Here is a 20,701-nt window from a genome sequence, read left to right as displayed (position 1 = left end):
TGTCACCGTGTCAGACTGCGTCGGTTGTCTGGGGGCGCTTGACGAGCGGGAGTTGGCAGGCCTCGGAGTAGCCCTGCGAGGTGATGCCGTGTGCGGTGTTGACCCGGGTGGAGAGGTTGGCGAAGCCGATGAAGACGGTCAGTTCCACCAAGCCCGCCGGGCCGAGCTGCTTGAGCAGGCTCGCCGACAGCTCGTCGGTGACGGTCGGCGGGGTGGTCGTCATCGCCTCGGCGTACTCCATGACCTCCCGCTCCAGTGGGGTGAACGCCTCGGAGTCCCGCCAGTTCGGGACCTGGCTGGCCTTGTTCAGGTCCAGGTTCTGGTTCAGCGCGGCGAAGTAGTTGATGTCCAGGCACCAACTGCATCCGACCTGCGCCGCCACCGTCATGTGCGCGAACGTCTTCAGTCCTTCGTCGACCGTGTTCCACTGGGCGGCCTTCGCCGAGAACTCCAGGTTGGAGGTGGCCACGGCCGGGTTGTTGAAGACCACCTCGACGGGCTCGGGCAGCGAACCGAACTGCGCGAGCAGCGCCTTCTTCATCTCGGCGGGGAGCTCGGCCTTGGGGATACGCGGTGTCATGGTGTTCTCCTTGTTTCAGCGGCCTCGCGGCCTGGTTGCCATGAAGACACCGTCCGGCGGGCGAGTGTGACAACCGCTTGTGCGTGGCGACGGACGTGGCCCGCCGTGGCGGCGGACGTCGCGGATGTTGTCGGTGTCGGCCGTATGACGTTGCACCGGTAGTTCTCCGACCGTTTCGGGCTGGTCAGTGCAGCTCTCGAGGAGTCGGTCGCGGCCGTCGACCAGGGCTCCCCTCGCGGGGCGATGCGGCGGACATCGCAGAGCCGCTCGGCGGCCCGGTACTCACTCTCATCGAGCGTCCTGGTGCCCCTGCGGCCTGGAGCCGCGAAGCGGTGCCCGATGAGCGCCGGCCATCCAGCTCTGTCCGTCCATGGGAGCGGCCTGAGTCTTGGGCGCGCCCGCGCGGGATGCCGTCGTGCGGGGAGATACTCGGGGCATGGCGCGGGACGAGGGAGAGGATCGGTGTGCGAACAGGAACCGGCCCGGTACTGGTGACCGACGCGGGGTCGTCGAGTCTGCGTCTGACCGTGTTCGGGGACGACGGTGAGGTCCTGAGCGAACATCACAGCGACTCTCCTCCCGGCGACAGCGCACCCGGATCGTTGAGGCAATTGCTGAGGGAAGGGCCGGCTCCCGTAGCCGTGGGGCACCGCATCGTGCATGGCGGTCCCGGGGCGGCAGGTCACGCCCTGATCGATGATGAAGAGCGGGCCCGTCTGGACCGGGTGGCAGAGCTTGCGCCCTTGCACGTTCCGCAAGCGTTGAGCGTTGTGGACGCGGCCCGGGATCTGCTGCCCGACGTTCCGCACGTGGCTTGCTTCGACACGGTGTTCCACTCCGGTCTGCCGGACGCCGCACGGGAGTACGCCGTGCCCGCCCGCTGGCGCGAGGCGTACGGACTGCGCCGCTACGGCTTCCATGGCCTGTCCTACGCCTGGGCGCTGGCCCGCACTGCCGAACTCCTCGGGCGCCGCCCGGAGCATTTGCAGATGGTGATGGTGCACCTTGGCGGCGGTTGCTCCGCCTGCGCCGTGCGCGAGGGGCGCAGTGTCGACACGACGATGGGCTTCACACCGTTGGAGGGCCTGGTGATGAGCCGTCGCAGCGGCAGCGTCGACCCGGGAGCACTGACCTGGCTGCTGCGACGGAGGGGTGTGTCGGCGGACGAGATCGAGGACGCTCTGAACCACGAGTCCGGTCTCCTCGCCCTCTCCGGCACGTCGGGCGACACGCGTGACCTGGTCCGCGGCCGGGCGGCGGGCGACCAGCGTGCCGCGCTCGCCCTCGATGTCTTCACCCATCATTGCCGTCGCGGTATCGCCGGGATGGCCGCGTCCTTGAGCCGTCTGGACGCCCTCGTCTTCACCGGTGAGATCGGTGAGGACCAGCCGGAGGTACGGGATGAGGTGTGCGCCCGGCTGTCCGTGCTCGGCCTCACGGGAGGTCTGCGGCCCGTGGTCGCGGAGCGGCCTGAGATCGTCAGCGCGCCCGACGCACGTATTCCCGTCGTGGTCGTCCCTACCGGAGAGGCTCAGCAGATCGACCTCGAGACCCGGGCTCTTCTGGCTCGGACGGTGTGAGGGGCGTCAGCCGGATCCGCGGAAGATCGTGCCGGGAGTTGTAGTCGATGAGCCGCCCGATTCACTCGTGGACGAACGTCTCCCGTTCCCGGTGGTCCGTGCCGGGCTCCAGGATGCCGTAGAGGGCGAGTTCATCGAGAAAGGTCGTGCCGTACCCGCTCGGGGGGAGGCGCACTTCGAGGGCGCGCCGCGCTTGCGGGTGGCGGCGGGGATGTCGGGCACGGAGCCGGAGGGGGCGCTCCCCCGGATCGTCCCGGGCCGTGTTCCGGTCTCCCGGGCGAGCGCCTCGTGCAGCGTGTGGGCGGGCGGCCCGTCGTCGTCGGCCTCTGGGCCACGTGGTGCGGGCCCTGCCGCATGGTCAGCCCCGCCCTCGAGCAGGTCACCCGTGACCTCCCTAGACAGATCAAGCTCGTCAAGGTCGACATCGACAAGGACCCGCGGCTCAGCCGTCGTTTCGACGTGCAGGCTGTGCCGACCCTCCTCGTCTTGGACAAGGGCGGGACGAGGTCGGTCGGCAGGCCGGAGCGGCGCCCGCGCACGCCCTGCGCTGGTGGGTCGAGAAGGCGCTGGAGACCGGGGAACCACCGCGGGAGAGTGGAGACGGAACACCGCCACGGACGGCGGGCGCTCAGCCCGTTTCCGGAAGGAGGACCCCTATGGCCGCGATTCCCGACCCCCACCTGGCGATGGTGCGCCCAGTGACCCCGCGCACCCCCGAGGGCTGCGAGGAGTGCCTCAAGGAGGGTTCCCCCTGGGTACATCTGCGTCTCTGCCTGACCTGCGGACACGTCGGCTGCTGCGACTCCTCCTTCAACAAGCACGCCCGACGGCACGCGGGGGCCGACGGTCACCCCGTCGTGCGGTCCTTTGAGCCGGGAGAGGACTGGCGCTGGTGCTTCGTCCACGAGGCCCTAGTCTGATGGACTCGACCGAGCACTAAGGGGCAGCCGGTCCCTGAGTTCCTCGTGAGCCTCAGCGGGACCGTCGAGGTCGTCGGCGATCGGGCGGGCCCGGCGAGCGGAGGGTGGCCGTGCATGGACCCGGTCGGTTCCTCGGGGAACTCGGTCTCCTCGAAGGACAGGCGGCGTTCGACACCGGCGTCTTGCGCCGGGCGGGCGAGATCCTCGCCGTACCGGTGGGGCGGCCACGCGCTCATGGCGATCCGCCTCGTGCATGAGCACCGGGGACCGGGGACCGGGGAAGGAGGCGAGACCTTGCCACCGTGGGCTCCGAGGGACAACAGCCCGTCGCCAGCGGACTCGTGTCCTCCCATCGCGCGGCGCACGGGCCGGATGCCTTCTGATTGACTCCCCTGCCCGTCCGCCCGTTGGCGTGCATGACGCGCTTGCCGTCAGTCCATCAGTCCGTCTGCCCACGTCGGCCGAGGACAAGGCGACCGACTGGCGTGGGCACCACCTCCACGTCGGTGAAGCCGCCGGCCCGCAGTTCCGCGGGCAGGTCGTCCGCGCGTACGACGGCAGGACCCCACGGCAGTCGGCGACGAGTGCGTCGAGGGCCGAGCCCAGGTCGTCCGCCGGGGCGGCGAGTAAAATGGCGTCAGTCACCGCGCCGGCAGCCTGCGTCGGTTGACGTGTCCTCGGTGCTCAGACCCACTGCTGGAGGCCCACCGTGGCCGCCAGGTCCAGTTTGCTGCGGGCGTCCGTGTCGGGGCGGGGCAGGAAGACGACGAGGCGCAGGTCCGCGGGCTGGATCGTCAGGACGCTGGTCTCGAGGGCGATCTCGCCGACCAGCGGATGCTCGACGATCTTGCGCGCGCCCTGGTGGTCGCCCACGGTCGGCTGGGCCCACAGTGACAGGAAGCGCGGGAGCCGACGCAGCTTCCTGACGAGCGCCGCCAGGGCGGGGTCCGACGGGTAACGGCTGGTGGTCGCCCGTAGATCGGAGACGAGCGAGCCCTCGAACGCGTCCCGTTCCTCCTTGGTCAGCCGCATGCGCCCGGTCCCCGTCCCGAACTGGGACAGGACGAGGTTGCGGCCGTCGTCGTCGGTGGAGGTCGGGTCGCCGAAGGTCGCCGCGAACAGCGGGTTCCAGTGCAGCAACTGCCAGGCGGCGCTGTAGACGGCCAGGGGGTTGACGGCGAGTTGCTCCATCAGCCGGTGCAGGTTCGCCGGGATCAGCAGAGGGATCCGGTCCGGTCCCCCGGCGTGGCCGGCCAGGCGCATGAGGTGCGCTTGTTCGTCGTCGGACAGTTGGAGCACGCGGGCGAGGGCCGTGCAGACCTGGGGGGAGGGGGTGAGGGAGCGGCCCTGTTCCAGGCGTTCCACGTACTCGGGGGAGATTCCGGCCAGCATCGCCAACTCGCCGCGGCGCAGGCCCGCGACGCGGCGGGGAGAGTTGTGCGGGATCCCGACGGCCTCCGGGGTCAGGCGTTCACGCCACGCCCGCAGGACTTGTCCGAGTTCGTTCATGTGCCCATGTTCCCTCACCTTCCGGCGTCTCAGGGGCTCTGAAGGTCGTACTGGTTGTACGACGAAGATCTGTGCCTTCCCGCGCGTTCCGGGCGGTCACAGGATCGACGTCATGAACACCATCGCGCAGCACTGGATCAACGGACAGTGGACCGGCTCCGGCTCGGTCCTGGAATCGATCAACCCCGCCGACGGCGCCGTCGTCGGTTCGTTCTACGACGGTGGCGAGGCGGAGGCCTCGGCCGCCGTGGACGCCGCCGCCACCGCGTTCGCGACCACCGGCTGGGCGCGGACCCCGTCGCTCCGGGCGACCGCGCTCAGCCGGCTGGCCGACGCCCTGGAGGCCCGGGTGCCCGAGGTCGCGGCCATGCTGTCCCGGGAGAACGGCAAGCTGCTGGGTGAGACCACGTGGGAGGTCAGCGGTGCGGTCGGGTGGTTGCGGTACGCGGCGGCGTCCGCGCGCACCCAGACCGCCGGGCGCGCCGCCGAGACGGGCCCCGGCCAGTACACCCACTCGGTGCCCGAGCCGCTCGGTGTCGTCGGGATCATCTCTCCCTGGAACTCCCCCGTCATGCTGACCGTACGGGCACTGGGCCCGGCGCTGGCCGCCGGCTGCACGGTCGTGGTCAAGCTCCCGGCCCAGACGGCGCTGACCAATGAGCTGTTCGCCCAAGTCCTGGCCTCGGTCCCGGAGATTCCGGCGGGCGTGGTCAGTGTCTTCACCGAGTCCGGCAACACCGGGGCCCCGTTCCTGGTCTCCTCGGACAAGGTCGACGTGATCAACTACACCGGCAGTACGCCGGTCGGGCGCCAGATCGCGGCCGCGGCCGCCCCCACCCTCAAGCGGCTCGGCCTGGAACTGGGCGGCAAGGCGCCGATGGTGGTCTTCCCCGACGCCGATCTCGACATGGTGATCCCGACCCTGGTGCAGTCGCTGGTGCTGATGAACGGTCAGTTCTGCTGCACCGGCTCCCGCGTACTGGTCCACCGGGACATCGCCGACCAGGTGCGCACGCGCCTCACCGACGCGCTCGCGCAGGTGCGGCTCGGCTCGGGCGACGACGAGAAGGCCCAGCTCGGCCCGGTGATCGACCGGGCGTCGGCCCAGCGCGTGGACGCGATCGTCGAGGAGGCCGCCTCCTACGGCACGGTGCTGCTGCGCGGCGGGGCCGTCACCGACGGTCCCCTGGCCGGCGGCGCGTTCTACCGGCCGAGCCTGATCGAGGTGGACCGCACCGACGTCCGGATCGTGCAGGAGGAAGTCTTCGGCCCTGTGCAGACCTTCGAGATCTTCGACGACGAGGACGACGCCGTGACCAAGGCCAACGCCACCATCTACGGTCTGGCCGCCTCGGTGTTCAGCTGGGACTCCATGAAGGCCCGCCGGGTCGCCCGGCGCATCCGCACCGGCACCGTGTGGATCAACACCTGGGGAGCCATCAGCGAGGACTTCGAGGAGGGCGGCGTCAAGGGCAGCGGGTACGGCTACCTGTGCGGGCCGCGAGCGATCGAGGAGTTCCAGGCGCTCAAGGTGTACGTGGAACAGGACCACACGCAGTCGCCCACTCACTGACCAGACGCCGACCTGACCCGGTGCCCGCTTGGACGACTCACCTTGGCCCGCTGACGGCACACTGGCTGCCGGGACGTCGTCCAACTGGGTTGTCGCTTAACCAACTTGGCACCACTGAACAACAGCCAGGACCAATGGGACCGGGCAGGCCAGTGCCCCCAGCAGGAGGCGGCGCGAGTCGGCGGGCATGCGCCGCACTCCCGGCGCCAGCTACCCTCCGCCGCTTCCCACAGCGCCGCCATCGCGACCAGTGTGCTGCGGTGCGGGGGCAGGTCGGGCCGGTCCATAGAGCGCGTTGTACGTGCGGGGTTGGTGTACGCGAGCTGAGTGGGTCGCTGGGAAGCAGCGTCTACTGAGCCAGCACCGTAGGCGTGCTCAGCTACCGCGGCGACCCGTACCGGATGGCCACCTCGCAATGCTGAAACCGAAATTGCGCAGTTCCCGTCTCGTCAGGCGGGGCCCAGCCGGGCGCCTCGCTCGCCTCGCCTGGACCACGCAAGGAACCGCGCCGTGTTCTCCGCCATCTTTCAACACCATGTCGGCTATCTGGCCGCCTGTGTCGTGCTCGGCCTCATGGTCGCAGCCGCAGCATGGGCCGTAGCCAATAAATGCGGAAACCCTCGTGGGCCGTGGTGGTCCGGGCTCGCCTTCACTCTCACCGGCGTGCTCGGCGTCACCTTCATGGGCGGTGGACGGGCGAGCGGCGTATGCGTTCTCAACCACCAGTTCAGCGAGCCCTTCCATACGACGCAGGGGTTATGGAACCTCGCCATGATGGTTCCCGTCGGCGCCTTTGCGCTGTTGGCCGTTCGAAGGCCGCTGCCTGTCCTCTTGGGTGTCATCGCGCTGCCCTTGGCCATCGAGATCACACAGGCCACCGTCAACGGCCTGGGACGTGTGTGTGACAGCTCCGATGCCGAGATGAACATTCTGGGCGGTCTGCTCGGCTTGGCCGTCGTCGCTGTTCTCCTCGACCGTCGCCGCCCGCTCGCCTGGCAGGCAGGCGCGAGGGGGACTCTGATCTCCTCAGTGGCCTTCCTTGTTCTCATCTCGGGTGTCGCCCGCTCGATGCTCGACTTCACAAACGTCGACGGCAGCAGTCTCAGGGCCGCGAATTCGGAGCAGGAGCGGGCTGTTGAGGCAGCCGTGGCCGAGGCGTTCGGAGATCGCTACGAGATCGGGCAACTGAATGAGCAGCCGTGCGTGGACGCTCCATGCACCAACATCATCTTCATTCTGCACAGTCGTGAGGCCGGGCACACGGACGACTTCGGCTCCGGCAGCCTGTCCTGGCCGGACAAGAAGCACCTGAACGTGCAGGTGGAGGACAGCGACCGTCCCGGTGTCATGGGATACCCGGTCGAAGGGGCGAGAGCACCCTCCAGTGAGCAGGCGGCTTCTGCTGTCGCGAAGCAGTACGCCCGAGCGAAATATCCCTGGGTATCAGGGGCCTCCACGACGGAAACCTCACCGGTGGGCGAGAAGGCCGAGCGCGGGTGGATGACGAGCTGGAGATGGACTTACAACGACATCCTCATGCCCAGGACGCTGGATGTTCAGGTGGACAGGGCGGGACGCGTGTCTCAGGTGGATGTCACCCTGGGGCCCACGCGTGCGGAGGTACGGGACGCCAAGCTGGAGTCGAGGCAGGCCGAAAAGGCTGTCACGGAGGTGGTTACAGAGCAACTCCGAGCCAACGGAACCATCGGCGCAGAATTCACCACCAAGGCCATCACCCTCAAAGCGTTCGAACGGGACGGCAAGTGGGAGCCGCATTGGCTCGTGAATGTTATGGAGTCCCCGAACGGCAAGAGTGAGGAGGCGTCGGAGCCCGCACCGGTGGAGACGTATCGCGTGAATGCTCTGACAGGGCAGGTATATGACAGTGGCGGCAAGCTGCTCAGAAGTTGACTTGTCGGCTACGAGCCGTCACCTCAGCACGAAATCCATGCCAGTGGGTGGGTGCCAAGTCGCGGGTCACCAGTCGGTCAGGTCGAGCAAGCGGGAACAGTGCGGGTCGCTGGTGTCGCCTGGCACGGTGCGTTCCACCTCCTCGATCAGGGAGGGGAGCGCCGCGAGCAGGGCAGTCGGGGCATCGGACAGTCGTACGTCGGCGGCGACCACGTCGGTGTCTCCCCCGTGGTCGACATACAGACGCATCCGGTCGGGGCTTTGAAGGAGGAAGCCGCGCAACCGCGGGTCCGGCTGTTCTTCCGTCCAGGGGTAGGTGAGGGTGCGCAGGATGGTGAAGGCGTTGTCGCTCCCTCCCGGTTCGACGGGGGGTACTTGCGCCGGATCCGCTTGGATGAGGGTCATGCCCATCACCGCACCGACACGGCTGCTGGAGAAGATCTGCGTGCCGGTGTTCAAGGCACGCACAATGCCGAGCACGTCGTTCGGGTCCACCAGTTCCTCGGATTCGTCGTCGGCGGTGGTGCTGGTGGCGGCGGGGTCCAGAGGGATTTCCCAGGCGATCAAGTCGTCCGAAGCGCTCACGTTTCTGGGGCCCGTGACGATCCGGACCGCCGCGGCAGGGCGTGGCGAGGGCAGAACGCCCCGGATGTAAGCGCCGTTGGGCAAGGGGGCGTGGATGTGGTGGAGCAGCAGGCGTGAGAGGTCCGATTGCTGCTCCGCTATGGCGTCGTATGTGGGAGTCACGCGTCAGACGATGTCACTGAGTGAGCCGGCTCGGGGACGCATTCGTCGTTGCGCCGGTCAGGTTCGGGTGCGGCGGGGTGTGCCCGTGCCGCGGCCGTTCAGGGGGAGCAGGGTCTCCAGGTGGGCGCCCTTGGTCCAGGCTCCGAGCAGGTCGCGGTGGAGGGCCACGATGTTCTGGCGCAGTGCCAGGCCCTGGGCGGCCCGGGTGAAGGTGCGGCAGGTGGTGACGAAGAGGGCGACGTCGGCGCCGTGTTCGGGGCGGGCGGTGCCGATGAATTTCTGCATGTCCTGCGAGGACACGCTGCGTTGCGGCGCGTACTTCTTGCACTGCACGACCAGCTTGCGGCCGTCGGCCAGGTAGCCGACGACGTCGGCGCCCAGGTCGCCGCTCTTGCCACTCACGACCACCCGCGTGCAGCCGTCACGCCGGCACAGGTCAGCGACGTACGTCTCGAACTCCTGCCAAGACAGTCCGTCGACCTCGGCCATCGTCAGCTCCCGTGCCCGGGCTTCTTCCTCCTGGCGCCACTTCCGGTCCGCGCCGACCGCACGCCGGTGCGCCCGCCACAGTCGCCAGCCGGCCCCGCCCAGGACGGCCGCGACCAGGACCGCGACCAAGACCGGCCATACGCTCGCCCAGTTCGCGGCTGCCCACACCATGACGGCCGCCGTCGCCGCCACGCCCCACCACAGCATCCGTTGACGTGTCCGTTGATGTGTCCGTTGACGTGTCCGCTTCCGCGGTCGCCCGCTCCGGCGTCGTGCCATCGCTCCCCCACCCCCTGTGCCCGTGCTGTGCCTGCCTTCAGGATGGCGGCTGCTCGGCGTCCAGTCTCTCGGCGGGCACTTGTTCGATGCGGGTCCAGCCCTTCCAGCCGCGCTCCTCCAGGATCTCCAGCAGCCGTGCGCCGTGCGGCGAGGACTCGACCATGGTGGAGTCCAGCAGGTCGACGAAGTGATCGTCGATGCCGTCGTCGGCGCCCACCTCGCCGGCCCGCACCGCGCGCACCAGCAAGCGTTCCATGATGTCGGCGACCTCGTTGATCCGCGGGTCGTCGGGCGGCCAGTCGAGCGCCCCGCTGAGAAGGCCGTAGAGCCGGACCATGTCGGGGTCGTCCAGCTCGTCGTGCTTCTTGGCGATCACGGAGTCGATCCAGTGCGGCACCTGGGCGGCGATCATGATCCAGGCGTCCCGCTCCATCTCGATGTACCGCTCGTCGACGCCGAGTCCGCGCAGCCGGTCGAGGTAGTCCACGACGCTCTGCGGAAGCGCCAGATGCTCTCCGGCGGCAAGCCTGGCGAGGCGGCTACGTGTGTCCTGCAGTCGTCGGATCTCGGTGCGCAGGGCCTTGTCGATCTCCTGGACGCTGCGGGCGAACTCCTCCGGGCCCGCGTCGAGGAGTTCCTGCACCCGGGCCAGTGGCACGCCGGCGTCCGCGAGGGTGCGGATCCGGATCAGTCGTACGACCGCGGCAGCGTCGTAGGTCCGGTATCCCGACCGGTCGCGCTCGGGCTCCGGCAGCAACCCGATCCGGTGGTAGTGGCGTACCGCCCGCACCGTCACCCCGGCGTGGGCCGCGAGCCGGCTGATGGTGAGCATGGTTCCAGCCTGCCTCAGGCGATCTTCCGGCGGTAGGCGGCCATCGCGAAGCCGTACGCCACGACGAGGATGCCGGCGCACCAGGCGAGGGCGGTCCAGATGTCGTCGCCGACCGGCCGCTCGGCGAACAGGGCGCGGATGGTGTTGACGATCGACGTCACCGGCTGGTGTTCGGCGAACCAGCGCACCGGGCCGGGCATCGTATCGGTGGGCACGAACGCCGAACTGACGAACGGCAGGAAGATGAGCGGGTAGGCGAACGCGCCCGCTCCCTCGACCGACGACGCGGAGAGTCCGGGGATCACGGCGAGCCAGGTCAGCGCCAGGGTGAACAGGAGCAGGATGCCCGCGACCGCCAGCCATGCGGACACTCCCGCTCCGGAGCGGAAGCCCATGAGCAGGGCGACGCCCACGACGAGCACGAGCGCGATCAGGTTGGCGACCAGGGAGGTGACGACGTGCGCCCACAGCACGCCCGAGCGGGCGATCGGCATGGACTGGAACCGCTCGAAGATCCCGCTCTTCACATCGGTGAACAGCCGGTACGCGGTGTAGGAGATGCCCGAGGCGATGGTCATGAGCAGGATGCCGGGCAGCATGTAGTTCACGTACGGGACCGGGCCGGTGTCGATGGCGCCGCCGAAGACGTAGACGAACATCAGCATCATGGCGACCGGCGTGATCGCGGTCGTGATGATGGTGTCCATGCTGCGGGTGACATGGCGCAGCGTCCGCCCGGTGAGCGCGGCGGTCTCGTCGATGAAGTACGCGGTCATCCTCGTCCCCCGGTTGTCGTCGTGCTGGTGGCCTCGCTCTTGTCGCCGCTGCCGATGACGGCGAGGTAGATCCCCTCCAGGGTCGGCTGCTTCTCCACGTACTCCACCTTGGCGGGTGGGAAGAGTCGCTTCAGCTCGGCGAGGGTGCCGTTCACGATGATCCGGCCCTGGTGGAGGATCGCGATCCGGTCGGCGAGTTGCTCGGCCTCCTCCAGGTACTGCGTGGTGAGCAGCACCGTCGTGCCGTGGCCGGTGAGTTCCCTGACCGCGTCCCACACCTCGATGCGCGCCTCGGGGTCGAGACCGGCCGTCGGCTCGTCCAGGAAGATCACGGGCGAATCGCCGATGAGGCTCATCGCGATGTCCAGCCGTCGGCGCATCCCGCCCGAGTACGTGGACACGCGCCGCGCGCCCGCCTCGCTCAGCGAGAAACGCCTGAGCAACTCGTCCGCGACGGCGCCGGGGTCCTTGACGTGGCGCAGCCGGGCGACGAGCGCGAGGTTCTCCCGGCCGCTGAGGATCTCGTCGACAGCGGCGAACTGTCCGGTGAGGCTGATGGATGCGCGCACGTTCGCGGGGTGCGTGGTGACGTCGAAGCCTCGGACGTTCGCCGTCCCCGCGTCGGCTTTCAGGAGCGTGGCGAGGATCCGTACGGTCGTGGTCTTGCCCGCTCCGTTGGAACCGAGCAGGGCGAAGATGCTGCCCGGCGCCACGTCGAAGTCCACACCGCGCAGGACGTCGAGCTTTCCGTACGACTTCTGGAGTCCTCGCACATGGATCGCCGGACCGGCGACCGATCGGGCTGTCATGGTCATCTGCCTCCTTCGCGGAGCCGTTCCGGGCGGCTGCGCGGAAGCTCCTGTCAGGAGCATGGAGGGTTGACCCGGCGTCAAGGTCAAGGGCCGTCCGACCATGGCTTCCCGATCGCCGGCCGGCCGACCGACCGTGTTCGGGGCCTCGGCACCGCAGCAGCCTCCCGAGAACCTTCCGCGTCCCTGCGGCCCCGTACTATGTGCACCGCCACAGGCACCCGTCCGACATCGAAATGTGTCCCGATACCCATAGGCACCTTCAGCTCAGTTGGTCACACTGCCAGTGGCACATGCCGGTCGAGGAGCGTCTCCCGGTGTGCGATGCCGCGAGACGTGGAGGGGCGTCCTACCCGCATGACCAAGAAGAGAATCTGGACGACGGCTGCCGCCGTCGTGGCCGGAGTCACCGGCGCGATCGTCCTGCAAGGCATCGCGGAGAGCCCGCGGGACTCCCAGGGGCCGCGCACCGGCGCCGCGCAAACCGTGTCCGGCCCGGTGCGCGCCGATGTCCGTACGACAGCGCTGACCGTCTCCGGTGACCGCGCGGATCTGCCCCGGCGCGACACCGAGCCGTTCAGCCTGGTCGGCCTGTCCTGGAGCAAGCCGGACGCCGGCCTGCCCGGCACCGTCGAGGTCCGTACCCGTACCAAGGGCGGCGCGTGGACCGGATGGAAGCCGCTGCTGACCGATGACCACGGCGCCGGCGAACCCGAGAGCCGGCGCGGCGCCACCGAGCCCGTCTGGGTCGGTCCGTCCGACGGCGTGCAGGTCCGCGTCGACGGCCACGGCTCCGCCCTGCCCGCGGGGCTGCGCCTGGAGATGGTGGACCCCGGCAACGAGACGGCGCTCCGCGCCGACCCCGTCGCCTACACCGCCGACCTGCCCGACGACGAGACCACTCCCCCGGCCGACACCACATCGGCGCCGCAGCCGGACCCCACCCTCACCACGCAGCCGGACCCCACGGTCACGACGCAGCCGTCACCCACCGACCCGCCGTCCAGCCCGGAAGCGACCACCACACCCCCTTTGCCCACCGCACCCGCCACACCCACCACACCCGCCACCCCTACGTCGCCCACAGCGCCGCCCTCGACCGCTCCCAAGCCCGCCATCGTCACCCGCGCCCAGTGGGGCGCCGACGAGTCGCTCAACAACGAGGAACCGGGCTACGGCACCGAGATCAAGGCCGTGTTCGTGCACCACACGGTCGACGCCAACGCCTACACGTGCGCCCAGTCCGCCGCGATGGTCCGAGCCATCCGCGCCTACCACATGCAGTCCAACGGCTGGAAGGACATCGGCTACAACTTCCTCGTCGACAAGTGCGGCACGATCTTCGAAGGCCGTAAGGGAGGCGTCGACCTGCCCGTCGTCGGCGCCCACAACGTCGGCTTCAACACCAACACCACCGGCATCGCCGTCCTCGGCGAATACTCCTCCGTCGACGCCTCCAGCGCCGCGAAGACCGCCGTCGCCCGCATCGCCGCCTGGAAACTGGGCCAGTACGGTCACGACCCGGCCGGCAAGGTCGACCTCGCCGCCGGCCTGGACAACGGCAAGTTCAAGCTCGGGCAGACCGCGTCCTTCTACCGGATCTCCGGCCACCGCGACGGCTACGCCACCGAGTGCCCCGGCACCAAGCTGTACGCCTCACTGCCCGCCATCCGCGCGCTGGCCGGGGGGCCGGTCGCGGGGCTCACGCTCAAGCCGTACACCGGGGCAGGCACCTCCGGCTCCACCGCCTACACGCGCGGCACCGTGACGGTGAACTGGGCCATCACCTCACCCTCGGCGTTCGTGCGCCGCTTCGAGGTCCTCGTCGACGGAAAGGTCGCCGCGACCGGCGCGCCCACGGCGACCTCCGCCCCGCTCAGCCTCACCGCCGGGACCCACACCGTCGCCGTCCGGGCCGTCCACATCTCCGGCAAGACCTCGACCACCCCGAACTCCAAGGTCGTCGCGGAGACCACGCCGCCGTCCTTCACCACCAAGCCCGCCGCCGGACTGCGCACCGGCACCGTCAGCACCACCTCCGTACCCGTGACCCTCACGTGGAAGGCCATCGACGCGGCGGCCCTGAAGGAGGTCCGCCTGACCAAGCCGTCCGCGCGGACCTACGGACCGGCGACGGCCTCCGCGCCGCTCACCGCCAAACCCGCCACCGCCACCACGTGGTCCCTGACCGCCTACGACCAGGCCGGGAACAGCGCCGCCGCGTCCACCACCGCCACCCCGGTGATCCTCCAGGAGACCGGCGCGACCCGCACCGGCACCTGGACCACCAAGAGCTCCAGCAGCTACCTCGGCGGGAAGTCCTACAGCAGCGGCACCAAGAACGCCTCCCTGTCCTGGACGTTCACCGGCCGGTCCGCGGCCTGGGTCGTCTCCCGTGCCTCCGGATCCGGTCAGGCCTACGTGTACGTCGACGGCGTCAAGGCGGCCACCGTGGACCTGAGGTCCACCGCCACCAAGTACCGCGACGTGCAATGGACCAAGACCTGGGCCGCCAGCGGCAAGCACACCGTGAAGATCGTCGTCGCGGGCACCTCCGGGCGTCCGACGGTGACCACGGACGGCCTGGTGTATCTCAAGTAGCCGCTCGGGTGGGCGGGCGCGACAGGCGTGACCGGTCAGACGTTGCCGAGGTCCGAGGAGACCCAGTGCTCCGGGCGGAGCGTGATGACGACTGCTTCACCGTGGTTGGCCTCGGCGAACTTCACGTAGCCCTCGACCTTCTCCGACGGCAGATAGCGCGAGGCCAACTCGACCAGGTGCCCGCGGGTGGCGGGGGCCGTGGAGGTCACCGGGCCCTCCACGGACACGTAGCGGACGGTCGGTTCGAGGCGGTCGACCATCAGCGTGAACCGGCCCGCCCGCGCGATCAGTTCGTGCTTGCGTGAGCCCTTGCCGGTGTGGATCCAGAGGTCGCCGCCGGGCGCGTACTGGTACCAGATCGGCACCGTCAGTGGCGCCCTTCCCTCGCCTGCGTCGACGGCCAGGGCCGCGATGTGCGGCTCGGCGAGGAATTGCTCACGCTCTTCTCGGGTGAGGGCCATGGAACTGCTCCTTCGGGGCGGATGCCACTGCGGTCGCGTCGTCAGGCACTTCGGTACAGCATTCTGCCCGAGCCGCGTTCCATCGGCTGGTCGTCGTCGAGCGTGGCACCGTTATGGGGGTCAGCAGTGCAGGAGCTCGGTTCCGCAGTCGTTCTCGTCACGGGTGTCATGGCATCCGGGAAGTCGACCGTCGCGCAACTGCTGGCCGAGCGGCTTGCGCGCTCCGTGCACCTGCGCGGCGACAGCTTTCGGCGGATGATCGTGTCCGGTCGCGAGGAGTTCACGCCGGAGCCGACCGCTGAGGCGACAGCGCAGTTGCGACTGCGCTACCAGGCATCCGCAGCGGTCGCGGACCTGTACGCACAGGCGGGGTGGACCGTCGTTCTCCAGGACGTCGTTCTCGGCGAGCACCTCGACCCCTACCTCCAGGCCGTGACGTCCCGGCCCCTCTATCTGGTCGTCCTCGCGCCCGAGCCCGAAGCGATCGCGGCACGGGAGGCCGACCGCTCCAAGAACGGCTACGGCGGTCCCTGGACCGTCGGCCTTCTCGACGACGCCCTGCGCCACGGGACTCCGCGTCGGGGGCTCTGGCTGGACACGACCCACCAGACACCCGGCCAGACCGTGGACCAGATCCTTGCCGACCTCGTCACGGCCCGAGTCGAGGACTGACCCAGCCCCTTCCCCTGAGCACGGCCGTCAACTTTCCTCGGTGGATGTCCGGCGTACTCGATCGCTTGCTTCCCTCAGCACATTCAGCCTGGCCTGGTCAGCGTTCTCCCGCACCGCCAAGGACATGCGCATGGTCACAGGATTCCCTTCGAGCGGCAGCAGAGTGACGCGGCGGGAGGACACCGTCCTGGCTGCCATCGGGTAGAGCAGGGTCCAGCCGGGCGTGCCCGCGCCGATTTCGGCGAGCGTGTCCTGGAGGTGGGTGAGGGGCGGTCCGAAGGCCGGTTCGAAGCCCGCCGCGCGGCACGCGGTGACGACGGTGTCGAAGAGCACCGCGTTCTCCTCGCGGGAGGTGAGACGCAGGGGAAGATCGGCCAGATCGGCCAGGTCGAGACGGTTGTGTGCGGCCAGCGCGTGCGAGGCGGGAAGTGCGACCATCAGCGGGTCGTCCCAGAGCGGGAGAAGTCGCAGGCCGGGTGCGTGTTCGACACCGCGTACGAACGCTGCGTCCAGGTGTCCGGCGCGCACCTGCTCCATGCGGGTACGGGCGTCGAGGGTCTGGAACTCGAAGCGGGCACCGGCGTCGTGCGTGGGCAGCGCGTCCAGGAAGTCGTCCAGTCGTGGTCCCAGCGCGGAGCTGATGCCGACGCGCAGGGTGGCCGCGCCCCGGCCGGCGAGCTGGTCGGCCTTGGAGGCGAAGGAGCCCGATGCCCGCAGCACTTCTCGGGCTTCCGGCAGCAAGGCAGCGCCCGTCTCGGTGAGGGTCACGGTGCGGCCGGAGCGGTCGAAGAGCTGAGTGCGCAGTTCCCGCTCCAGCCGTCGCACTTGCTGGCTGACGGCGGGCTGACCTATGTGGAGCCGTTCGGCCGCCCTGCCGAAGTGCAGTTCCTCGGCGACGGCGACGAAGTAGCGGATCTGTCGTAGCTCCATGAAGTCCCCCAGTGCTCTGAGCCGGCCATCCCGTCCATGATCGAACAGGCTTGGTGCGGTGGGGATCGCCGCTGGGGGTCCTCGTACGCCGGTACGCGCCGCCGGTGGGTCCTGCGGCGCGTGCCGACGTGCGACGGGGTCAGCGCTTGGCGGCCCGGGCCGTGAGCGTTTCGCCGCCGATCGACCAACTGTCGGCGCCGATCTCCTGCACGGTCACCCATACGCTCTCCGGCTTGCCACCCGTGGCCTGCGCGTACGCGTCGGTCAGGGCACGGACCAGTTCGGCCTTCTGCTCGGCAGTCTTGCCGGGGGTCTGCTGTACGTGGATGAGAGGCATGGTGTTCTCCGGTGTCCGGTGGATCTGGGTTGCATGCGCGGTGCCGCATGGGTGTCGCACGGGCCGCGCCTCTTGGCCCGGGCCGTCGTGGATCCAGTCCAGCACCGGGCCCGGCACCGTCCAAGGCGCAGTTCGAGCTGGCAACGATCACGAATCGTGATGGCGTGACGAGGTCGTGAGGCGGGGGTGAGTGGGGGCGCCCAGGGTGGGGGCGGTAGATCGTCTGCCTCGCGTCCGCGCGGGTGGGGCGGCGGCGCGCCGAGGACGTCGCGGCCATCGTCGAGGCGGGGCGGCGGCGCGGGGGCATCGCCGTGGACATCGGCCCGCTGCGCGTCGGCAACATCCTGCGCGACTCCTACCTGGGCCTGCTCCACGCCGCCCGTTGAGGGGCGGCTCCGGCTGGGCGGGGTGTCACCAGGGGACCTCTCCCTCGTCGTCGAAGAAGCGGCCCGTCGGGCCGTCGTCGCCCACGGTGGCCAGCCGGATCGCGGCGGTCGCGCCCTGCTCGGGGGTGCGTACGCCGCGGAACCCGTTGAGGTCGGTCGCCGTGAAACCGGGGCAGACCGCGTTGATCAGGATGGGGGTGTCGGCCAGCTCCTTCGCGTACTGCACGGTGACGGCGTTGAGGAACGTCTTAGACGGCGCGTAGGCGACGGCGATGGGGCCCGTCTCGGCGCCGGGCGTGGTCTGCAGCGTGAGGGAGCCGACGCTGCTGGAGACGTTCACGATCCGGGGCGACGGCGAGCGGCGCAGCAGCGGGAGAAGGGCGTTGGTGGTGCGGATGACGCCGATCACGTTGGTCTCCACGGCCGCCCGCACCCGGTCCACGTCGACCGTGCTCGGCTCCTGGGGGCCGCCGCCGGTGATCCCCGCGTTGTTGACGAGCGCGTCGAGCCGCCCGGTCCGCTCCTCCAGCGCTCGGGCCGCCGCTGTCACGCTCGCGTCGTCGGTCACGTCCAGCGGCACGCCGAACGCGTCGGCCCCGGCCGCGCGCAGCTTGGCCACGGCTGCCTCGCGCCGTTCGTCGTTCCGCGCGCCGACGCCGACCGACCAGCCGAGGGCGCCGAGCCCGGCGGCGATCTCGTAGCCGATGCCCTTGTTGGCGCCGGTCACCAGCGCGACTTTGTGGTGGGTGTTGGTGTTCGTCTCACTCATGACACCGATCCTTCTCCGCCGCCCGGCGGGGCGTCCAAGACCGTCTGGGTGGCCGCCGATACCGGCCGGGTATCGGTCCTGGCCGGCCCGGTTAGGCTGGCGGGGTGGAGACACGTGAGCTGCGGTACTTCGTCGCGGTCGCCGAGGAACTGCACTTCGGACGGGCCGCGCAGCGGCTCGGGATCGCCCAGCCCCCGCTGTCGCGGGCCATCGGCGGGCTCGAACGGCGCCTCGGCGCGCGCCTATTGGAACGCGGCAGCCGGGGTGTCTCCCTGACCGGGGCGGGAGCGGTGCTGCTGCGGGAGGCGCGGGCGGCGCTGGACGCCGTCGAGGCCGCCGAGCGGCGCACCCGCCGGGCCGCACTCGCCGCGACCGGGCGGCCCGCCGTCGTCCTCGCCGCGAAGGCGGGGGCCTCCGGTGAACTCCTGGCGAAACTCCTCGACGCCTACGCCGCCGAACCCGGCGCCGTCACCGTCGATGTCGTCCTGTGCGGGCCGGGCGAGCAGACGCGGCTGCTGCGCGACGGCCGCGCCGACGTGGCCCTGCTGCACCGGCCGTTCGACGACACGGCCGGCTTCGACACCGAGACCCTGCACACCGAGGGGCAGGTCGCGGTCCTCCCGGCGGGCCACGCCCTCGGCACCCGCCCCCACGTGCGGCTCGACGAGGTCACCGCCCTCACCGACCTGCCCCTGCCGCGCTGGCCCCGGCCCGACGGCACCTTCCCCGACGGCCCAGGGCCGCAGGTGCGCGACCACACCCAGCTCACCCAGCTCATCGCCCTCGGCCGCGCCTGCGCGATCGTCCCCGAGTCGGGCCGCACGGGCCTGCACGAGAACCTCACCGCCGTACCGGTCTCCGACGCGCCTCAGGTCACCACGGTGATCGCCTGGCCCGCCCACAGTCGCTCCACGGCGGTGGCGGGGTTGGTGCGGGCCGCCACTGTGCTGTGACGGGGAGCCTTCGGGCTACTCCGGCCGCGGACGCGGCATCCGGCACGCCCGGCCCCTGTTCAGGCCGCCCCCACCAACGGCACCACGCTCCGGCCCGTTTCGTGGGCGTAGAGCGGGGCCCTGTCGCGTAGTGAGGCGTGGACGGCCATCTGGGCGTCTCGGCGGCGTTGGGCGGGGCCGTCGGGGAGGTGGAGGACGCCTGCGTTGCCTCGGGAGCCGCGTTGGATCTCGGCTGTGCGGGGCATGCGCAGGGATTCGTAGCGGGAGAGTTGGTCGGCGATCGCCCCGTGCGAGGCCCCGGTGAGGCAGGCTGCCAGGTCCATCGCGTCCTCTATCGCCTGGTTGGCTCCCTGGGCCATGAAGGGGAGCATCGGGTGGGCCGCGTCGCCGACCAGGGTGATGCGCCGCGTCGACCAGGCTTTGAGGGGGGCGCGGTCGTGCAGGGCCCATTGGTGGGTCGTCTCGACCGCGTGCACTATGTCGGCCACCAGGCCCGTCCATGTGCCGAAGGCGGCGCGCAGGGCCTCGGGGTCGCCCTCCCGTGACCAGGACTCGGGCGGCGGCGGGCCGTCGAGGGGGACCGTCGCGGCGTAGCTGAGGAGCTTGCCGGAGGCCACGGGGTAGCAGACGAAGTGGCCGCCGGGGCCCAGCCAGAGGCGGACGAGGCGTTCGCGGGCCGTGGGCGGGAGCGCGTCGACGGGGACGAGGCCGCGGTAGATGCCGAGGCCGGAGAAGACCGGGTCGTCCCGGCGCAGCACCTCGCGGACGGTGGAGTGGATGCCGTCCGCGCCGATCACGACGTCGGCCGTGGAGGACGTGCCGTCGTCGAAGGTGAGGCGGACGTCGCCGGTGCCGGGGTGCTCCTCCAGCGTGCGCAGGCGGCGGCCGAGGTTCAGGCTGTCGCGGTCGGTCGAGGAGAGCAGGGCCTCGTGCAGGTGGGCGCGGTGGATCGTCAGGTACGGGGCCGAGAACATGCGCTCGCACTCGTGGCCGAGCGGGGTGCGGGCGATGGGGCGGCCGTTCCAGCCGCGTACCTCCATCGCCTCGATCCGCACCGCGTGCTCCTCCAGGGCCGGGCCGAGGCCGAGGCGGAGCAGGGGCCTGATGGCGTTGGGGGAGAGCTGGACGCCCGCGCCGACCTCGGCCAGTTCGCGGGTCTGCTCGTGGATCACGTACGGCGTTCCGGTCGCGGTGAGCGCGCCGGCGAGGGTCAGGCCGCCGATGCCCGCGCCGATGACGGCGATGCGCGGCCGCTCCGTCCCCGGCGCGCGCCGCTTCGTTCCGTCCGCTGTCCTCACATCGCCCGTCTGCACGTCCGGGACCGCCTTCCGCGTCGTCGCACTGTCAGTCGTCCTGTCATCGGTCGGGAGGACTTGAGCATGGGCGGCGGGTGCGGGCGCGGCAACGTCCCCCAGGGCGGGGGCTGACAACTGTCGTCGCTTGCGTGACGGACGTCATCGGTTGCCGTCCCCGTACTGCTGGAACCGGCCCGACCAGCCATAACTTCCTCGTACAGATCAGCAGTTCGCCATCCGCCGCTCGGAGGAGACCAGTGACAGTGACAGTGACACGGCAGCCAGGCGAGGG

Annotated in this window: 20 protein-coding genes and 1 pseudogene; 9 read left to right on the top strand and 12 right to left on the bottom strand. The window is 70.2% G+C overall.

Annotated features, from left to right (window positions below):
• Window positions 1-10: 10 nt before the first annotated feature.
• Window positions 11-580, bottom strand: a complete 570-nt coding sequence (locus ABZ877_RS27425) for a carboxymuconolactone decarboxylase family protein (protein WP_361075878.1) — start codon at window positions 578-580, stop codon at window positions 11-13.
• Between the two features lie 407 nt (window positions 581-987).
• Here ABZ877_RS27425 and ABZ877_RS27420 point away from each other — a divergent pair, with 407 nt between their 5' ends.
• The 3 genes and pseudogenes from ABZ877_RS27420 (at window position 988) to ABZ877_RS27410 (ending at window position 3,080) form a co-directional block, all read left to right on the top strand.
• Complete coding sequence (locus ABZ877_RS27420; protein WP_361075875.1) at window positions 988-2,160, top strand: acetate/propionate family kinase; 1,173 nt, start codon at window positions 988-990, stop codon at window positions 2,158-2,160.
• Between the two features lie 309 nt (window positions 2,161-2,469).
• Window positions 2,470-2,729: pseudogene (locus ABZ877_RS27415) on the top strand (thioredoxin domain-containing protein); the annotation flags it as partial.
• An 87-nt stretch (window positions 2,730-2,816) separates the two neighbouring features.
• Window positions 2,817-3,080: a UBP-type zinc finger domain-containing protein gene (locus tag ABZ877_RS27410; RefSeq protein WP_361075982.1), complete on the top strand. Its 264-nt coding sequence runs from the start codon at window positions 2,817-2,819 to the stop codon at window positions 3,078-3,080.
• Between the two features lie 684 nt (window positions 3,081-3,764).
• On the opposite strand, the gene ABZ877_RS27405 is transcribed toward ABZ877_RS27410, so the two are convergent.
• Window positions 3,765-4,589: a helix-turn-helix transcriptional regulator gene (locus tag ABZ877_RS27405; protein ID WP_361075872.1), complete on the bottom strand. Its 825-nt coding sequence runs from the start codon at window positions 4,587-4,589 to the stop codon at window positions 3,765-3,767.
• Window positions 4,590-4,701: 112 nt separating this feature from the next.
• Between ABZ877_RS27405 and ABZ877_RS27400 the strand changes: the two genes are divergently transcribed.
• Together ABZ877_RS27400 and ABZ877_RS27395 are read left to right on the top strand one after the other, a co-directional pair.
• Complete coding sequence (locus tag ABZ877_RS27400; RefSeq protein ID WP_361075869.1) at window positions 4,702-6,162, top strand: aldehyde dehydrogenase family protein; 1,461 nt, start codon at window positions 4,702-4,704, stop codon at window positions 6,160-6,162.
• A 510-nt stretch (window positions 6,163-6,672) separates the two neighbouring features.
• Window positions 6,673-8,073 carry a VanZ family protein gene (locus ABZ877_RS27395; RefSeq protein ID WP_361075866.1) on the top strand — a complete coding sequence of 467 codons (1,401 nt, stop codon included), beginning with the start codon at window positions 6,673-6,675 and terminating at the stop codon, window positions 8,071-8,073.
• A 66-nt stretch (window positions 8,074-8,139) separates the two neighbouring features.
• On the opposite strand, the gene ABZ877_RS27390 is transcribed toward ABZ877_RS27395, so the two are convergent.
• The 5 genes from ABZ877_RS27390 to ABZ877_RS27370 form a co-directional block, all read right to left on the bottom strand.
• Complete coding sequence (locus ABZ877_RS27390) at window positions 8,140-8,742, bottom strand: hypothetical protein (protein WP_361075863.1); 603 nt, start codon at window positions 8,740-8,742, stop codon at window positions 8,140-8,142.
• Window positions 8,743-8,877: 135 nt separating this feature from the next.
• Window positions 8,878-9,516 (bottom strand): restriction endonuclease, encoded by a 639-nt coding sequence (locus tag ABZ877_RS27385; protein WP_361075859.1) that lies wholly within the window; start codon window positions 9,514-9,516, stop codon window positions 8,878-8,880.
• 109 nt (window positions 9,517-9,625) lie between these two features.
• Window positions 9,626-10,420, bottom strand: coding sequence for a MerR family transcriptional regulator (locus tag ABZ877_RS27380; protein ID WP_361075856.1), 795 nt, complete (start codon window positions 10,418-10,420; stop codon window positions 9,626-9,628).
• A 14-nt stretch (window positions 10,421-10,434) separates the two neighbouring features.
• Complete coding sequence (locus ABZ877_RS27375) at window positions 10,435-11,196, bottom strand: ABC transporter permease (protein WP_361075853.1); 762 nt, start codon at window positions 11,194-11,196, stop codon at window positions 10,435-10,437.
• Window positions 11,193-12,005 carry an ATP-binding cassette domain-containing protein gene (locus ABZ877_RS27370; RefSeq protein ID WP_361075850.1) on the bottom strand — a complete coding sequence of 271 codons (813 nt, stop codon included), beginning with the start codon at window positions 12,003-12,005 and terminating at the stop codon, window positions 11,193-11,195. The genes ABZ877_RS27375 and ABZ877_RS27370 overlap by 4 nt, the downstream gene beginning before the upstream one ends.
• Before the next feature lie 357 nt (window positions 12,006-12,362).
• Here ABZ877_RS27370 and ABZ877_RS27365 point away from each other — a divergent pair, with 357 nt between their 5' ends.
• Window positions 12,363-14,606 (top strand): N-acetylmuramoyl-L-alanine amidase, encoded by a 2,244-nt coding sequence (locus ABZ877_RS27365; protein WP_361075847.1) that lies wholly within the window; start codon window positions 12,363-12,365, stop codon window positions 14,604-14,606.
• A gap of 35 nt (window positions 14,607-14,641) precedes the next feature.
• Here ABZ877_RS27365 and ABZ877_RS27360 read toward each other — a convergent pair whose 3' ends face one another.
• Window positions 14,642-15,067, bottom strand: coding sequence for a pyridoxamine 5'-phosphate oxidase family protein (locus tag ABZ877_RS27360; protein WP_361075843.1), 426 nt, complete (start codon window positions 15,065-15,067; stop codon window positions 14,642-14,644).
• Between the two features lie 126 nt (window positions 15,068-15,193).
• Between ABZ877_RS27360 and ABZ877_RS27355 the strand changes: the two genes are divergently transcribed.
• Window positions 15,194-15,739 carry an AAA family ATPase gene (locus ABZ877_RS27355; protein ID WP_361075840.1) on the top strand — a complete coding sequence of 182 codons (546 nt, stop codon included), beginning with the start codon at window positions 15,194-15,196 and terminating at the stop codon, window positions 15,737-15,739.
• A 27-nt stretch (window positions 15,740-15,766) separates the two neighbouring features.
• Here ABZ877_RS27355 and ABZ877_RS27350 read toward each other — a convergent pair whose 3' ends face one another.
• Together ABZ877_RS27350 and ABZ877_RS27345 are read right to left on the bottom strand one after the other, a co-directional pair.
• Window positions 15,767-16,669: a LysR substrate-binding domain-containing protein gene (locus tag ABZ877_RS27350; RefSeq protein WP_361075837.1), complete on the bottom strand. Its 903-nt coding sequence runs from the start codon at window positions 16,667-16,669 to the stop codon at window positions 15,767-15,769.
• Window positions 16,670-16,808: 139 nt separating this feature from the next.
• Window positions 16,809-17,006 carry a tautomerase family protein gene (locus ABZ877_RS27345; RefSeq protein WP_361075834.1) on the bottom strand — a complete coding sequence of 66 codons (198 nt, stop codon included), beginning with the start codon at window positions 17,004-17,006 and terminating at the stop codon, window positions 16,809-16,811.
• Between the two features lie 242 nt (window positions 17,007-17,248).
• Between ABZ877_RS27345 and ABZ877_RS27340 the strand changes: the two genes are divergently transcribed.
• Complete coding sequence (locus tag ABZ877_RS27340) at window positions 17,249-17,392, top strand: hypothetical protein (protein ID WP_361075831.1); 144 nt, start codon at window positions 17,249-17,251, stop codon at window positions 17,390-17,392.
• Between the two features lie 25 nt (window positions 17,393-17,417).
• Here the strand turns inward: ABZ877_RS27340 and ABZ877_RS27335 are convergent, their stop codons facing one another.
• Entirely contained in the window at window positions 17,418-18,161 is a 744-nt protein-coding gene (locus ABZ877_RS27335) for an SDR family oxidoreductase (RefSeq protein WP_361075828.1), read from the bottom strand.
• A gap of 104 nt (window positions 18,162-18,265) precedes the next feature.
• Between ABZ877_RS27335 and ABZ877_RS27330 the strand changes: the two genes are divergently transcribed.
• Window positions 18,266-19,114, top strand: a complete 849-nt coding sequence (locus ABZ877_RS27330; RefSeq protein ID WP_361075825.1) for a LysR family transcriptional regulator — start codon at window positions 18,266-18,268, stop codon at window positions 19,112-19,114.
• A gap of 59 nt (window positions 19,115-19,173) precedes the next feature.
• Here the strand turns inward: ABZ877_RS27330 and ABZ877_RS27325 are convergent, their stop codons facing one another.
• On the bottom strand, window positions 19,174-20,412 hold the full coding sequence (locus ABZ877_RS27325; RefSeq protein ID WP_361075822.1) for an FAD-dependent monooxygenase: 1,239 nt from the start codon (window positions 20,410-20,412) through the stop codon (window positions 19,174-19,176).
• Window positions 20,413-20,701: the final 289 nt, after the last annotated feature.

Origin of the sequence: Streptomyces sp. NPDC046939 (genome assembly GCF_040644575.1) — a bacterium.
Lineage (GTDB): Bacteria > Actinomycetota > Actinomycetes > Streptomycetales > Streptomycetaceae > Streptomyces.
The sequence above is the reverse complement of the archived record's forward strand: the minus strand, read 5'-3'. Positions and strand labels throughout refer to the sequence as shown.